Below are 16,089 nucleotides of genomic sequence, written 5' to 3'. Positions count from 1 at the left end.
GGGGGAAGATGTATCGTTTGCTGATTGCCGACGATGAGGCATTGGAACGAGAAGGCCTAGAGTGGATTATTACGAGGATGATGCCCGACACCTTCGAGATTATCCATGCGGATAATGGCCGTGTTGCCATCCAGAAGGCGGATGAGCATCGTCCGCATATTGTGCTGATGGATGTGCGGATGCCCGGTATTCAGGGCTTGGATGCCTTGAAGGAGATTAAGGAACGCAATCCACTCGTGAAAATGGTGTTGATTACGGCCTATGAATATTTTGACTATGCCAAGCAGGCTCTTTCCCTTGGGGTGAAGGAATACTTGGTCAAGCCTGCCAAGCGGGAGCAAATTGTGTCAATTCTTCAGCGGCTCGTTGATGAGATCAAGGATGAGCGTAGAAAGCGGGATGAGCAGCTTGCCATTCGGGATAAATTCTTTCAGCTGCTCCCATTAGCCGAAACCGAGCTCTCTCTTGCCTTAATGGCTGATCAGGCTTATATGGCAGATGCCTTGCAGCTAGCGGATATTTTGGAGCTTTCGCTTGATCGGGGATATGCAATTGTCGTTGCTATAAAGGATATGAAGTCGGCTTCAGGGCTGCAATTAGCAGAGAATTGGCAGCTAGCGGTCGATGCTGTGAAGAGTGCAGTAAAGGAGCAGATAAAGGATCGATTCAACTGGATTGCAAGCCCAATTATCCATGAGCATATGGCTATTTTTATCTTGGATAAAGAAACAATACAGGGAGAACCAATGCAGGAGGATGTGTCCGGCATTGGAACCGAGATTATAAATTCCCTGCGCAGACAGTGCGGGTTGGACGTTATGATCGGTGTTGGAACCATTCAGCATCATATCGAGGGGATACGGCGTTCTTATTATGAAGCGGTGTTTGCCTCGACTTGTCCAAACTCTTGGGGAAGTCTATGCCGATTTGAAGATTTGCAATTGGCTGCGGACAATGCCTCTTGGCAGCCCGATGATAGGTACGAACGTGGAACTGCTGCCGAAGGAGCTTATGTGGAGCATGCAATCAAGCGGATTCGCGAGGAGCGGGAACAACAGACAGGGAATGTCGTGGATCGAGCTGCGGCCTATATTCTTGATCGGTACGATGAAGAGCTTTCCTTGGAGGAGGTAGCAGAGCATGTCCACTTGAATCCGCATTATTTTAGCAAAGTCTTTAAGCAGCAGACGGGTGAAACCTTTATTGACTACGTCACAAGACTGCGGATTGACAAGGCCAAGGCGCTTATTTTGGACGGACAATACAGTCTGAAGGAAGTGTGCTATATGGTAGGCTATAAAGACCCGAATTACTTCAGTCGTGTATTTAAGAAGGTAACAGGCGTAACGCCAACTGAATATCGCAGTACAGAGAATTAAGTTCATGCCCGTATGTTGGCATGGACTTTTTTGTCTTTCAGACAAGAATGTGCTAGTTCGCGGGCAATGTTTGGAATTCGTTCTGATGGGGAACGATATTATGCTGATGATCCGCAAGGAAGTGAAGGGTTTGACTGTCATGATCGGACAGGCTGGATGTTATAATGAAGCTCCAGTCATCATTGATTCTACTCAAAGGGGTATAAGGTTATGAGTACGCAACAAGACGAACACAATCAAATAAATATGAAGTATGTTACGCTTGTATCGATTGTAGCCGCACTCGGTGGTTTGCTGTTCGGTTTCGACACTGCCGTTGTCTCTGGTGCAATCGGTTTCATGAAAGAAAAGTTCGGCCTGTCCGAATTCCAGGTTGGCTGGGCAGTTTCCAGCTTAATTGTGGGATGTATTATCGGGGCAGCAAGTACAGGTATTTTGGCGGACAAGTTCGGCCGTAAAAAGGTACTTCTTGCAGCTGCGCTTCTGTTTATTGTCGGCACAGTGGGTTCAGCGATTCCAGCAACGTTCTCAGGCTATATCGCAGCGCGTATTGTCGGCGGTCTCGGAATTGGGATTACTTCTACGCTCTGCCCGCTCTATAATGCGGAGATTGCGCCGGCGAAGTTCCGCGGGCGTCTGGTTGCCTTGAATCAGTTGGCAGTCGTAACGGGTATTTTTGTCGTCTATTTCGTCAATATGGGTATTGCTGGCGCAGGCGATCATGCTTGGGGCGTGGAACATGCATGGCGTTGGATGTTCGGCGTAGGAGCCGTGCCAGGCGTACTGTTCCTAGTACTGTTGTTCTTCGTGCCAGAAAGTCCTAGATGGTTGATTACGCAGGGCAGGGCAGCGGAATCCTTGCCAATTCTGTGCAAAATTCACGGCGACGAATTGGCTCGCCAAGAAGTGTTGGATATTAAAGAATCATTCAAACAGGAAAAAGGTTCTATCAAGGATCTGTTCAAGCCGGGGCTTCGTCTGGCATTGATCGTAGGCGTCGTGTTGGCAGTGCTTCAGCAGGTAACGGGCATTAACGCGGTCATGTATTACGCACCTGAAATTTTCAAACAAGCAGGTGCAGGAACGAACGGAGCGCTCATACAGACGATTCTTGTCGGGTTCATCAACTTCGTGTTCACGATTTTGGCACTGTGGTTGATTGACAAAGTCGGCCGCAAAGCGCTGCTCCTCGTCGGATCTGCCTTAATGACGATATGCTTGTTCGTTATCGGCCTTGCATTCCAGACCGGGCACTCATCCGGCTGGCTGGTGTTAGTCTGCATTCTGGTATACGTAGCAGCCTTTGCCATATCGCTTGGCCCGGTTGTATGGGTGATCATGTCCGAGATATTCCCGAACCATATTCGCGGCAAGGCTACGGCGATTGCGTCTATGATGCTGTGGGCGGCGGATTATCTCGTATCCCAGTCGTTCCCGCCGATGCTTAGCTCTGCGGGGCCGGCCATTACGTTCTGGATATTCGGCATATTGGCGCTGTTCACCGTCTTCTTTACTTGGCGTGTTGTACCCGAAACAAAGGGGAAATCGCTGGAGGAAATCGAGAATATGTGGACTCCGTCCAAGGCGTAATATTGGAGATTGCTGCATTCTATAGAACCACTCTGTCATCCGTAAAGCGGCAGTACAGAGTGGTTTTTTTGTTATTCCGGCCTAGGTACAGTTGCTGCGGCAAGCTGGCTGAATTATGCTGAATTCATGCAAGATGAAACTGATAAGAAATCAAAAGGAGCTGCTTAGGCGAAGTAGTTAACTACTTGCAGAGCAGCTCCTTTGTCATGTCTTTACTATTTTTGAATATAGAAAATAAGTTCCTGTCCATTCTTAACAGGGTCTTGCGCGAGCGTATAGCCGTGCTTCACCACTTCTTCCGGTACGTTCTTGAAGGCGGCTGGACAGTCGGCAATTACTTGCAATACTTGTCCTTTCTCCATATCCTGCAATGTCTCTAACGTGTAGATAACGGGATATGGGCAAGGTTCTCCTCTAAGATCCAATGTGAAATCAATCGTCATTGTTTTGCATCTCCTTTTTTGAATCCAACGCCGAAGCGGTAATTTTTTTGCCAGTAGCTAGCTATAGCATAACCGATTGCAAGCAATACAAGTGTGACAATGATCGCCCAAGCTGGACCCATCACAGAAATCAGATTAATCTTCGCGCCACTCTTCACGAGCAGGTCGAATACGCCAAGATGATCCCAAGCGTACGCAAGAGCAGTAGCGCCAATAATGTTGCCGATGAAAACAGGCAGGAAGATGACTTGTCCTTCCATGAGGCGGTACATCATCCCTGTCTCACAGCCGCCTGCAAGGACGATACCAATGCCGAACAGGATGCCGCCGATGAATGTGCTTGGTGCTGCCATTTTCGTAATCGGCTCGACGCCGTTCACGATAATAACGATAAGCGTTAGGACAGAGCTGATCGCCATCCCGCCGATAATAGCCTTGGTCATCGTTGCGCGTCCACTAATCCACAGATCGCGGAAAGCGGAGGTGAAGCAGATCTGTCCTCTTTCGATCAAGATGCCGAAGGCAGCCCCGAAGATAGCAGCTACGCCGAGCATTGTTTGGCCTGCTAGGAAGAAGTACACGATAAGTCCAGTATAAGCCAGTGCAACAAGCCCGCCGATATAAGGCTGAACTTTTCTTGTTTGTTGAATGGTAGGCGCGGCATTCCCTTTTTGCAGGATCGGCTTGCCTTTCCACCATTTAGTGCCTACGATCTTTACCCCGGCATAGGTTCCTATGGCAGTCGCGACCATGAAGATCCAGGCATGGAACGAGAATTGCGGCACGCCTGTGAAGAAGGCAGCCAAGTTGCAGCCAAGCGCGAGCCGTGCGCCCGCACCTGCGATAATGCCGCCGATCAGGCCCTGTACCAAGCGGCGCTTCTGCTTCGGCATGCGAATTTTGAAATTGTTACTGAACAGGATCATGATGAGCGCGCCAATGAACATGCCCCACACGATCCAGCCGTCCGTACGCTCGAATGTCGAGCCCTTCATTTGTATCAATTTGAAGTAAGCCCAATCGGAAATATCGACGCCGAACAGTTGGAGGATATGTCCTCCAAAGCGCGTAAACTCGCCGGTGACGGCCCATACCGTGTTGGTAATGCCGAAGTACAGCGCGCTGAGTACGCCTGCGATGCCGATCGCAACGTAAGGGCTCCAGTAGTTGGTGAATAGCTTGCGTAACGAATCTTTCATCTTTTCCCTTACCCCTTCAATCCCTCATAGCTAAAAGTGCGAACACGATCGAACTATGATTTGTTTGTATGCGGCAATTCACATCCGAACAAGAGATGAGATGCAAATAAAACCATTCTCCATTTTACTACAAACTGCTTACTAGCGGGGGAATTCGGGGGTGATACTTTTTTACCTCAAATGGAAATTCAAAAAATCGATTATGACGCGTCACAAAATGAGTACCTTATCTGTCTTAGATTATGTAACCAAATCCAAGATGAGGTGAATGAAATGAAATTGCGCTTTAATTACCGAACGGCAAATGCCCCTGCTTATCAAGCCATGCTAGCTTTGGACAAATTCGTCAGCGGTACACTTGATCCGGTGCTGCTTGAACTCATTAAGATACGGGCTTCTCAAATCAATGGTTGCGCCTTCTGTATCGATATGCACGCAGCAGATCTGATGAAGATGGGCGATCATACGAAGCGCATCATGCTGCTTAGTGTGTGGAGGGAAGCACCAGTATTCACTGACAAAGAAAAGGCTGTTCTGGAATTAACAGAATGTGTGACAGAAATAGCGGATGCGGGTGTACCACAGTCGGTATATGAAAAGGTACGCGAGCATTTTAATGAGAAGGAATATGCAGATTTGATTCTCGCGATTGCGACGATTAATTGCTGGAATCGCATTGCCATTTCGACAGGAATGCATCCGGGATGCTTCGATAAGTAGAGGGGAGCCTTGTGCTCCTCTTTTCTTATTTGCTCCATGGATCAGTATAGCCTTGGAATGGTAGAATGAGGGGCAAAGGAGGGGGAACATGGATGTAAAAGAGCTTCATTCGGTTCATACACAGGAGGCTGATCCTGTTGAACAATTGTATCGCAGCTATCGGCCTTTAGCATTTTCAATTGCATATCGGATGCTGGGCACGGTGTCTGATGCGGAGGATGCCGTGCAGGATTTATTTGCGGGTATGGTTGGCAGGAATTTGGACGATGTCAGGCATATCAAGCCGTATATCGCCAAGTGGATGACGAACCGATGTCTGAATGTGCTGCAATCTTCTCGTCGAACAAGGGAGACGTATTTCGGGGAGTGGCTTCCAGAGCCTATCGTTGAACAAGGAGAGCAGCCCGATCAAGTGGCGGAGCGTGCAGATTCGTTGTCCTATGCGTATATGGTTATGCTTGAACGGATGACTCCGATGGAGAGAGCCGTATTTCTGCTGAGAGAAGTATTCGAATATGAGTATGAGGAAATCGCAGATGCGGTAGGCAAGTCGACTTCCAACTGTCGTAAAATATTGAGCCGCGCCAAGGAGCACGCGCGAGAATATTCCCCCTCTGCCAGTCAAGATACGGAAGCCAGACGTACGCTTGTCTCTAAGTTCGTTACTGCCTTTCAGCAATATGATATGGAGGCATTGTTGTCCTTGCTGTCAGAGGATGTACGACTGACTACCGATGGAGGAGGCAGAGTCCATGCTGCTATGCGGCCTATTATAGGCAGAAGCCGTGTACTGAGGCTGCTCACTTCTCCTAAAGCGTTCGTGGCGCTGCGAAGTTGGGATCTATCCTTCACTATGGTAAATACGAGTTTGAATATGGTGTACCGGGAGCAAGGAGTTGTGAAGGCGGTATGCTGCTGTGAGCTAACGGCTGAGCAAGATCGCATAAGCAACGTTTATGTTATATTTAACCCGGATAAGTTGGATCATATAAGTCGTATAGAAAAGTAAAGTAAGTCTTCCCTTTCTTCCGTTATTTATATGTGATTATGTTCACATATTGGCAAAGGTACTGGTTATATACTGATTACGCGACTGAAATTTCCAATATTATAGCTCAAGAATATGAAGTAAGTAATGAAGAAGTATATTCCGATATTGTAGATTTCTTGCGGCAGCTTAATTCTGTTGTAGAAATAACCCAGACTGAAATAAAGGATATAATCAGTGAAAAGCTTATGGAAAAAATATAAATCAGATTTTATTCTTATAAATAGTATGGTTTTACCTATGCTTTCAGCGCATCTCATGCAATTATTATTCCAAATAGGGGATCAAGCTATTGTTGGCAGGCTATCCATTCATGAATTTGCTGCTGTTGGTATTGTAGGATCGTTTATTTATTTTATAACAGGCTCAATTGGACTTCTTGGCGTGGCATTCAATATTATTGGTGCAAAGTATCTTGGGAATGATGATAAAAAATCATTCGGCGATATATCTAATTCAAGTATCACGCTTGCAGTCGTATTAGGGGTTATTTGCGAATGTCTAATTTTAATTGGCGGTAAATGGGTACTTGTGTATTTGTATGGGCTTGATTCATTAACGTTGAAGTATTCCGAAAATTACCTTTATATTAGTGGCATAGGCATAGGCATAGGCATAGGTATTAACCTTGTATTATTTATATTTTCCGCTTATTTTAAAAACTTGCGAAAAACTAAAATATTTTTTATAAGTACCATAGTCGCTAGTATTGTAAATATATCATTGGATTATGTACTGGTTTTCGGCAAGTTAGGTTTCCCGCAATTAGGTACTACCGGTGCTGCAATAGGGTCTGTAGTTGGTTTGCTTTCAAGCGTATTAATCTGCATCATAGCTTACAAAAAGCATAGCTTTCACATTTTTAAATTTAGGTTCAATAGAAGTCACTTGAAAGAGCTTGTAAAATTATATATTCCTCTTTCCCTACAGGATTTGGTTGAATCTTCTTTGTTTATGATCTTTTTAACTATGATTGTGTCAAGACTCCATGTGACATCTATAGCTTCCTATAATGTAATAACAACCTTATTGGAGTTTTTGATGCTTCCTGCTTACGCATATGTAGGTTGCAGCATGACATTAACCGCTCAAGCCTACAGTAAAAATAGAGACTATTTCACATATGTTAAGATCGCATTTTTATCATCATTCCTAATTATTATTCCTCTTAGTATAGTTATAGTGAATTATTCTTCTTACATAAGTGGGTTCATTACAGATAAAGTTGAAGTAATTTCACAGATAAAAGATTACCTGATGATTGCTTTATTGATTTCCTTCATCAATGCTGCCCAACAAATCATGAAATATACTTTACAAAGCATAGATTATGAAAAATGGGTAATGTATTTCTCTACAATTATCTATGGCATATCCATAGTGATCATCTGGATTTTATCTCTACATGCAGGATTATGGGGAATCTATTTTGGTTTAGGAATATGCTATTTGATATTAATGGTTGGCTTCCTTAGTAAGTTAGGGAGAATTTCAAAGTTATAGCCCTGATTCGTACTCACTAGGTATATATCATTTTGAACTCGGATAAGTTGGATTATATATAGTGGGGTCAGGGGGCTGCAAATGACACTGGATGAAGTCATGGCGAAGCTGGAAGCGATGGGCACAGAGCAAACGAAGAAAACGTTCCTCCGACATGGGGCACCAGAGCCGCTGTTTGGTGTAAAGATCGGCGATCTGAAGAAGCTGGTCAAGGAAGTTAAGAAGGATCAGCAGCTTGCGCGTGCGCTGTTCGATACAGGGAATAGCGATGCGATGTATTTGGCAGGGCTGACGGTCGATCCATCTGTAATGACCAAGGAGCTTCTGCAATCATGGGCCCAAAAGGCTTCATGGCATATGATTGTAGAATGTACGGTAGCTGGTGTGGCTGCGGAAAGTCCGTATGCCCTCGAATTAGCGCGCGAATGGATGGCATCCAGTGAAGAGCTGATTGCGACATGCGGCTGGAGCACCTATCTGCACTATATCTCGATTACTTCGGATGAGAAGCTGGATATCGAAGAGTTGAGGAGAATGCTCGCGCTCGTCGAGTCGACGGTTCATCAGGAACGCAATCGGGTGAGGTACGTTATGAATCAATTTGTCATTGTAGTGGGTTCGTATGTACTGGCCTTGCATGATGAGGCAATGCGAGTGGCAGAAGCCATTGGCAAGGTGCAGGTCAATATGGGCGAGACAGCTTGCAAAGTACCGGAAGCGGCGGCCTATATCCGCAAAGTGAAGGCTGCAGGCAAGCTCGGCGCTAAGCGAAAGACATGCATATGTTAAGATGAAGCACAGGATATGGGATCCTGTGCTTTTTTGATTCGTGTTGACTTCGAGTGAACTCGAAGGACTACAATACAGCCATCTACGAAAAATCGCTAAAGGAGAGATGGCTTGTGTGGAACACCAAGATGACTGTAACTGAATATGGGGGGCCGGAGGTGTTGAAGGCCATTCAAGAACCGATTTGTACACCTGAAGTAGATGAGGTGCGCGTAAGGGTGCAGAGTGTGGGCGTAGCGCTTGCGGATATTATGCGCAGGGAAGGATTATATCCGATGTCGCCTAAAGTGCCGTTTGTTCCTGGTTATGATGCGGTTGGGATTGTCGAAGAAGTAGGAGATGCTGTGGACGATTATGTGGCAGGGGATCGCGTAGCCGTATTTTTCAATGGGACAGGAAGTTACGCTTCACATGTGTATGCAAGAGTAGATGAGCTTGTTCCGATTCCTGCACAAATCGATGCGGCCGAAGCAGCAGCGAGTATATTGAATTATGTGACGGCGTATCAGATGCTGCATCGCATCGCAAAGGTGGCGGAGGGGGAGCGAATTCTTATCCATGGCGCGAGCGGCGGTGTAGGGACAGCATTGTTGGATTTGGGGCGATTGGCAAAGCTGAAGATGTACGGAACAGCCTCGGCTGCGAAGCATCAGGTCGTTGCAGCATACGGTGCGATGCCGATAAACTATAGAGCAGAGGATTTTGTTAAAGTGCTTGCTCAAGCAGCTCCTGAGGGCATGGATGCCGTGTTCGATCCAATTGGCGGCTCTAACTGGAAACGCTCCATGCGGACGTTAAGTACGAAGGGGCGCTTTGTCGGTTATGGCTACACATCCGTGCTGGAGAAGGATCATCATGCTAACGATTGGGTGAAGGATTGGACAGGGACGGCCGCACGCGGGACAACGGAAAGCGGGAACTCTGTGTATATGTATAGTATTACAGTGCTGAAAAAAGATCGATTGGATTGGTTCCGTGAGGATGTGCAATCCGTCATGTCCCTGCTGGTAGCGGGGGAGATTCACCCGCTCATCTCCCATCGAATTCCGCTGCAGGAGGCAGCCCAGGCGCAGCAATTGCTGACAGGATCCCATTCGATCGGTAAAATCGTCCTTGTGACAGAGGAGTAATCGACACAGCGGGAAGGAGCAAGAGGATGTATTCCATTGGAGAAGCGGCGCGACTAACCGGAATATCTGCCCACACGCTTCGATACTATGAACAAATCGGTCTTCTCTACAGCCCACAGCGTTTGGGAGGGAAGCCGGATGGCGTTCGGCAGTACGACGAGCAGGATGTAAGGTTTATCCAATTCATTTATGGATTGAAGCAAACAGGTATGAAGCTAGAGGACATAGCGGCGTTTACAGAGGACGGATGCCTGTTGTCTGGGAATCGCTTGCCGCATGATATAGAGGACACTTTGCATAAACGAATAGGCATGCTTGATCGTCATCTTGCGCGGCTTGACGCGCAGATTAAACAGCTTGAATCCGTCAGAAAGATTGCTGAGGAAAAAAGAAGCATGTATGATGCGATGCTGCTTGAACAGCTGCAAAAGAATGCTCAAAAGGACTAACCAATGAAGGCTAGTCCTTTTTGTATTGTATTTTTTATTGTGTATCAGGGTTATGCTTCCAACAATTTTTGTCTCAATGCTTGTACTTTCCCCTCGGGCAGTCCAATTGCCGCCAAATAACGCTCGCTGCCGCCATACTTGGCATGGAGATGTTGAAGCATCATCTCCATATTGCTCGGATCACAGCCAAGGAAGCGCTTGTACAAGTCGACGGGCATTCCTTTCGGTCGGCTGGCGCGCAGGTCATTCATAATCGGAATCAGGCATTCAGCAGTCATGGCATAGTCTTCAATAATTGTTGCATGAGGTACACCCGCCAGATCCAGCAGCAGGGCCGCTACCATTCCTGTCCGATCCTTGCCTGCCGTGCAGTGGAAGAGTACAGCCTCCCCTGAATGGTCAGTCAGAAGCTCGAACACACGAAGAAAAGCCGCTTGGCTATTGTCCAGCATGCTGACATACAGTTCACCAAGGCTAGTAACGTGCGGCTTGTTCGTCGTTGCTGGATTGATAAGATCAACATTGTAGTAAGCAACCTGATCCGAATCGGCGAATGCATCCTTGGCAACGGCCAGCTCTTGTGCGTAACGCAGGTCGATGACCGTATGGATACCGCGTTCAAGCAATAGCTCTTGATCCTGCTGAGTCAGCTTATGTTGACCGTCCCCGCGATAAAATCGCCCCCACTGGATTTCGCGTCCGTTCGCCGCTTTATATCCGCCGAGATCCCGTACGTTGCAGGCGCCTTCCAATTCAATGATCCTTGCAGGCTGCCGTTCTATAAATTGATTCTTTTCTCCGTTCATCATCTCTGTCCGCCTCTCTTGAAGTAGGTAAGTCTATGCTATCATAGATAGCATAGAAGAACCAAAATAAGAATTGGTGAAGAATGCAGACTTCAGAATTAGCAATGAGGTGTCGCCATGAATATTACATTAGGGCTATTCGCCCATGTGGATGCAGGAAAGACGACCTTTGCCGAGCAGATCCTGTATCATACACGAAGCATCCAAAGCCGGGGACGGGTAGATAATAAGGACGCTTTTTTGGACAGCCATGAGATAGAGAAGGAACGCGGCATTACGATATTCGCCGATCAGGCGGTGATGACCTATAAAGGGAATTCGTACACACTTATTGATACTCCTGGGCATGTCGATTTCTCCGCAGAAATGGAGCGTGCGATTCAAGTCATGGATGCCGCGATCATTGTCGTAAGCAGCGTGGAGGGCATTCAGGGACATACGGAAACGGTATGGCGGCTGCTGCAGAAGCAAGGTGTGCCGACGATATTCTTCCTTAACAAAATAGATCGGATCGGCGCTGATGTGGAGCGAGTCATCGAGGAAATCCGAATGAACCTGACTGCCGACATTCTGGAGATGTCATCGTATTGTTCAGATGGGGAATTAGGTGATGATGTGATTACATTTATGGCTGAGCGAAATGATAAGTTGCTCGAGCTCTACTTGGGGGGGAGCTATGAGCAGGCCGAATGGCTGCGAGCGATGCGGCATATGCTTGCTAAACGAAAATGGTTCCCGTGCGTACGTGGTTCGGCACTTCAGGATGTTGGTGTTGAACAAGTCCTGGAGCTGATACATCAGTTTATACAGACCGGCTATGTCAGTGAAGGGGATTTTGCCGGACGAGTATATAAGATTCGCTATGACGATCAGGGTACACGAATGACACATATGAAGATTATGAGCGGCTCCCTGTCCGTCCGGGATGAAGTTCGATATCGCGCAGGATCGGATGCCTTCATGGAGAAAGTGACATCTATACACATCTATAGCGGCCAGAAGGCACAGCAGGTTGATCGTGCAGAAGCAGGGCAGCTGTGTGCAGTAACAGGGCTCACGGCTGCATCTGTAGGGGATGGGCTTGGTATGTTAGAGGAACCGGCTGCTTATCATATCATACCTACGTTAAAGTCCAAGGTTATCTTTCCTGCCGATTTGCATGTGAAAGAGGTGCTGGCCTGTTTCCATCGGTTGGATGCGGAAGACCCTGTTCTTCGCGTGCAGTGGGATGAGCATGTACAGGAGATTCATATTCATGTCATGGGAACGATTCAACTGGAAGTGCTGGAACGAATTGTGAAGGAGCGCTTTGGCATTACCGTATCGTTTGCTGTCCCAGAAATCCTATATAAGGAGACGATACGTTCTGTCGCGAATGGATGCGGACACTTCGAACCGCTCGGACACTATGCGGAAGCACGCTTGCGGTTGGAGCCTGGAGAACGAGACAGCGGGATTCAGGTATTCAACGAATGCCATCCCGATGAGCTTGGCGTCAATTATCAAAACTTGATTATGCAGCATCTGCTGGAACGGGATCACCATGGCCTGCTTACGGGATCGCCACTAACGGATGTACGCATTACCCTGCTGACAGGGCGTGCTCACAATCGGCATACGAGCGGCGGTGATTTCCGTGAGGCCTCTTTCCGTGCGCTGCGTCAAGGGTTGGAGCAGGCAGACAATGTGCTGCTGGAGCCGTATTATAATGTGAAAATTACGGTGGATGCAGACGATATGGGCAAGGTGATGGCAGATGTGCAGAAAGCGCATGGTACACTAGAGCCTCCGGACTTTGTTGGAAGCAAGGTGGTCATTATCGGGCGGGTGCCTGTGTCAACCTTCATGAACTACAGCACAGAGCTTGCAGCGAATACACAGGGCAAAGGGATGATTCAGATTCTGTTCGGCGGCTACGATATCTGCCATAATGCCGATGAAGTGATCGCACACAAGGGCTACGATAAGGACGCAGATCCGGCCTATACCTCTTCTTCGATATTCTGTTCCAAGGGACAGGCGTATCGAGTTTCCTGGGATGAGGCGGAATCTCATATGCATAGCTAAGATATTCGTGTAGCACATGCATCGTGATTATGCGGCAAGCATAGCTTCACTACCGTAATAAATAAATAACAGGCTGTCCAATAGGAAAGGGAATCCTTGCTGGGATAGCCTGTTATTCTTCGGCTGCTTTCACTCGCTTCTTCTATATAAATCAATTATTTTTTTTGCATTTCCAATAGATAAACCATACTTAGTTCTGACTCTTTTTATTGCTTCTACTTCTTCTGATTCTCCCTCTAAAACCTTTTCAACAAATGATTTAACTTCACTGTTATTTCTATATGACTCATATAGTGCTTCCTCTAATGAGTTCAACTTCTTAGAATTATAATAATTTGTAATAACAGAAAAAATAAGTGCCAATAGCAAGAATATGATTACATATATTGAGCTGTCCATAAGGCTCCTCCCTATTTTCCTCAAAATTAAGTAAGAATAGAGCACTTGAGGAACAAGGGGAGGGGAAACGGATTTCCCCAGCTTGTCCAAAGTGCTCTTAATTGGCTGACACAGACCATAAAGAAGTCTGATAACACCACTCGAAAACCCTATTGCCCCAACGATTTATCCCAAATCAAAAGCAAGCCTTGCTAACAGCTGTGATTCCTGCCAATTCAGCAACCAAATCTTTAGCAGCCGATCCTAAAGCTTTCCATTTCTCACTTGCAAACGAAGCGCCCCAAATTACTTTAGCGGCTTCTGCAGCGCCACCCAAACTTTTGACTAATTTGCCTATTTTCACAATCTTAGCGATTGGCACGGCAGTGGTCACAACTAAACCTGCAATAGCTAATCCACATTCCCAAACTCCAGCAGGTTGGATCAACTCTTCATAATCGTCGGAATCTGTAACTCTTACTTGGCTGCCTATACTTATAAAGTAATTATTAATAGTCGACGCATCATTTGAATGTAAGACTTCATCTGGAATGTTATAAATGTCATTTAGAATACGTTGAAAAGAATTCTGAGAAATGCTTTGGAATTTTTCCATCTCAGGATCTGGGCTTTCAGCTGCAGTAGCAACTGATCCTGACGAAAGACCAAAGGTAACAAACATGGAGAATACAACCAAAGAAATTAAACCCTTGACCCACTTGTTATTTGTGGCAATCTTCATGTTTTGTAACGCTCCTTTTCTTTTAAATTTTTCCACATTTTCATAGTATCACATAGTATTATATATGCATAGTATATATTTCCAATATGACAAAACATTTCAATATCCTACAATGATTATGAATGAATGTAGGATATGGTTGCCTGATATCGGTGATGAGAATAGTCGGTAAGCTGCGAGATGATGTTGGGGTTAGTTGTGTTGATGGTTTGCGGACATATTGGAGAGTAGTATTCAGACTTATCATAGTCTTCAATCTTCCATTCCTGTTCCAAGGGAAAGACGATCGATTTCCTTGAGGCGGAATCCCATATGCATTGCTAATATATCGTGTAGCGCGTGCATCGTGATTATGCGGCAGGCATAGCCTCACTACTGTAAACAATAACAGGCTGTTCAACAGGAAAGGAAGTTCTTGCTGGTACAGCCTGCTATTCTTCGGTTACTTAAGCGGGTAATTTCATTTCTGTCTTCCTTATTCAGCGCCTTGCTGTTCGAACAACTTTACAATTTCAACAATGACCTCAGTAGCCTTCTGCATATTGTCTACAGACACATACTCATAGCGGCCATGATAGTTTTCGCCGCCTGTGAAAATGTTCGGTGTAGGCAGCCCCATATAAGACAATTGCGAACCGTCTGTACCGCCGCGGATTGGCTTAATTACAGGCTCTACGCCAATGTTTTTCATCGCTTTATAGGCAATATCGACAATGTGCTTCACGGGCTCGATTTTTTCACGCATATTGTAATATTGATCCTTCAGCTCAATGCTGATGCGTTCGGCTCCATACTTCTCTTGCAAGCTCTTCACGATGTTCTCCATGTTCTGCTTGCGAGCATTAAAGTTATCTCTATCGAAATCACGAATAATGTAGCGGAGCTTTGTCAGCTCTACATCGCCGCTAATGGAAGATAGATGGTAGAAGCCCTCATAGCCTTCTGTCGATTCAGGCGCTTCCTCAACGGGAAGCTGGCTGTTGAATTCCATGGCGATTTTCGCTGCATTGACCATTTTATTTTTAGCCGTACCTGGGTGAACGTTCTTGCCCTTAAAGGTTAGTGTAGCTTGTGCAGCATTGAAGCTCTCATATTCCAGCTCGCCAAGCGGGCCTCCGTCTACGGTGTAAGCATATCGAGCATTGAATGCTTCTACATCGAAGCGATGAGGGCCTCTGCCGATTTCCTCGTCCGGTGTGAAGGCAACGCGAACCTTCCCGTGCTTGATTTCTGGGTTGCGGATCAAGTACGCCATCGCTGTCATAATCTCGGTAATGCCGGCTTTGTCGTCTGCGCCAAGCAATGTTGTGCCATCAGTCGTAACGAGCGTATGTCCGATGTAATTATGTAATTCAGGGAAGTCTTTTGGCGAGAGAACAACGCCTTGAGCTTCATTGAGCACAATGTCCTTGCCATCGTAATTTTCAACCAATTGAGGGTTCACGCCCTCCCCAGAAAGCTCGGTAGCGGTGTCTATATGGGACAAAAATCCGATCGTAGGAATGTCCTTGTCTGTATTAGCAGGAAGCGTAGCCATGACGTAGCCGTTCTCGTCCATTGTCACTTCTTCCATGCCGAGCGCTTTCAGCTCATCAACGAGCAGGCGTGCCAAATCGAGCTGTCCAGGTGTGGAAGGGCAAGTTTCGCTGTCGTCGTTGGATTGGGTATTCACTTTGACATAGGATGTAAAGCGTTCAATTAGTTCTTGTTTCACGACATTCACCTCTGAATAGTAGCGTATCAAACTCTCTTCATCTTACCACGAATGGCAGGACTTTACCCTATTTGTGGCAATGTCTCTTTGGAACGTTATTCGAGGGAGTGAGCCATCCCCTTCTTCATGAAC

The 16,089-nt window shown here is 46.5% G+C and carries 16 protein-coding genes; 10 read left to right on the top strand and 6 right to left on the bottom strand.

From position 1 onward, the window contains the following. Positions 1-8 precede the first annotated feature (8 nt). Together NO352_RS21050 and NO352_RS21045 are read left to right on the top strand one after the other, a co-directional pair. The gene (locus NO352_RS21050; protein WP_005545183.1) at positions 9-1,379 is read left to right on the top strand and encodes an AraC family transcriptional regulator; all 1,371 of its coding nucleotides are present in this window, start codon (positions 9-11) and stop codon (positions 1,377-1,379) included. 210 nt (positions 1,380-1,589) lie between these two features. Further along, complete coding sequence (locus tag NO352_RS21045) at positions 1,590-2,969, top strand: sugar porter family MFS transporter (RefSeq protein WP_268620310.1); 1,380 nt, start codon at positions 1,590-1,592, stop codon at positions 2,967-2,969. 215 nt (positions 2,970-3,184) lie between these two features. Here NO352_RS21045 and yedF read toward each other — a convergent pair whose 3' ends face one another. Both yedF and yedE read right to left on the bottom strand, forming a co-directional pair. Then, positions 3,185-3,412 carry a sulfurtransferase-like selenium metabolism protein YedF gene (gene yedF, locus NO352_RS21040; RefSeq protein ID WP_021260862.1) on the bottom strand — a complete coding sequence of 76 codons (228 nt, stop codon included), beginning with the start codon at positions 3,410-3,412 and terminating at the stop codon, positions 3,185-3,187. Continuing rightward, positions 3,409-4,611 carry a selenium metabolism membrane protein YedE/FdhT gene (yedE, locus tag NO352_RS21035; protein WP_289356697.1) on the bottom strand — a complete coding sequence of 401 codons (1,203 nt, stop codon included), beginning with the start codon at positions 4,609-4,611 and terminating at the stop codon, positions 3,409-3,411. The genes yedF and yedE overlap by 4 nt, the downstream gene beginning before the upstream one ends. 273 nt (positions 4,612-4,884) lie before the next feature. Between yedE and NO352_RS21030 the strand changes: the two genes are divergently transcribed. The 7 genes from NO352_RS21030 to NO352_RS21005 all read left to right on the top strand — a co-directional run bounded on the left by NO352_RS21030 (position 4,885) and on the right by NO352_RS21005 (position 10,250). Further along, the gene (locus NO352_RS21030) at positions 4,885-5,331 is read left to right on the top strand and encodes a carboxymuconolactone decarboxylase family protein (protein WP_268620311.1); all 447 of its coding nucleotides are present in this window, start codon (positions 4,885-4,887) and stop codon (positions 5,329-5,331) included. Between the two features lie 88 nt (positions 5,332-5,419). Next, positions 5,420-6,340, top strand: a complete 921-nt coding sequence (locus tag NO352_RS21025) for an RNA polymerase sigma-70 factor (RefSeq protein ID WP_268620312.1) — start codon at positions 5,420-5,422, stop codon at positions 6,338-6,340. Between the two features lie 38 nt (positions 6,341-6,378). Continuing rightward, positions 6,379-6,582, top strand: coding sequence for a PqqD family peptide modification chaperone (locus NO352_RS25345; RefSeq protein ID WP_483311856.1), 204 nt, complete (start codon positions 6,379-6,381; stop codon positions 6,580-6,582). After that, a complete protein-coding gene (locus NO352_RS21020; protein WP_289356696.1) occupies positions 6,557-7,882 on the top strand; it encodes an MATE family efflux transporter in 1,326 nt (441 codons plus the stop codon). The genes NO352_RS25345 and NO352_RS21020 overlap by 26 nt, the downstream gene beginning before the upstream one ends. An 81-nt stretch (positions 7,883-7,963) precedes the next feature. Next, a complete protein-coding gene (locus NO352_RS21015; RefSeq protein ID WP_005545166.1) occupies positions 7,964-8,671 on the top strand; it encodes a DNA alkylation repair protein in 708 nt (235 codons plus the stop codon). Between the two features lie 113 nt (positions 8,672-8,784). Further along, a complete protein-coding gene (locus NO352_RS21010; RefSeq protein WP_289356695.1) occupies positions 8,785-9,801 on the top strand; it encodes a medium chain dehydrogenase/reductase family protein in 1,017 nt (338 codons plus the stop codon). Between the two features lie 26 nt (positions 9,802-9,827). Beyond that, positions 9,828-10,250 (top strand): MerR family transcriptional regulator, encoded by a 423-nt coding sequence (locus NO352_RS21005; protein WP_289356694.1) that lies wholly within the window; start codon positions 9,828-9,830, stop codon positions 10,248-10,250. A 50-nt stretch (positions 10,251-10,300) separates the two neighbouring features. Here NO352_RS21005 and NO352_RS21000 read toward each other — a convergent pair whose 3' ends face one another. Then, on the bottom strand, positions 10,301-11,059 hold the full coding sequence (locus NO352_RS21000) for a tyrosine-protein phosphatase (RefSeq protein ID WP_289356693.1): 759 nt from the start codon (positions 11,057-11,059) through the stop codon (positions 10,301-10,303). Between the two features lie 114 nt (positions 11,060-11,173). Here NO352_RS21000 and NO352_RS20995 point away from each other — a divergent pair, with 114 nt between their 5' ends. Beyond that, positions 11,174-13,123: a GTP-binding protein gene (locus NO352_RS20995; RefSeq protein ID WP_289356692.1), complete on the top strand. Its 1,950-nt coding sequence runs from the start codon at positions 11,174-11,176 to the stop codon at positions 13,121-13,123. 129 nt (positions 13,124-13,252) lie between these two features. Here NO352_RS20995 and NO352_RS20990 read toward each other — a convergent pair whose 3' ends face one another. From NO352_RS20990 to pepT, 3 genes are all read right to left on the bottom strand, one after another. Beyond that, a complete protein-coding gene (locus tag NO352_RS20990; protein WP_262866499.1) occupies positions 13,253-13,522 on the bottom strand; it encodes a hypothetical protein in 270 nt (89 codons plus the stop codon). Between the two features lie 175 nt (positions 13,523-13,697). Then, positions 13,698-14,243: a hypothetical protein gene (locus NO352_RS20985; protein WP_163977709.1), complete on the bottom strand. Its 546-nt coding sequence runs from the start codon at positions 14,241-14,243 to the stop codon at positions 13,698-13,700. A 475-nt stretch (positions 14,244-14,718) separates the two neighbouring features. Then, complete coding sequence (gene pepT, locus NO352_RS20980; protein ID WP_289356691.1) at positions 14,719-15,957, bottom strand: peptidase T; 1,239 nt, start codon at positions 15,955-15,957, stop codon at positions 14,719-14,721. Positions 15,958-16,089: the final 132 nt, after the last annotated feature.

Origin of the sequence: Paenibacillus sp. S-12 (assembly GCF_030363895.1) — a bacterium.
Classification (GTDB): Bacteria; Bacillota; Bacilli; order Paenibacillales; family Paenibacillaceae; genus Paenibacillus_B; species Paenibacillus_B alvei.
The sequence above is the reverse complement of the archived record's forward strand: the minus strand, read 5'-3'. Positions and strand labels throughout refer to the sequence as shown.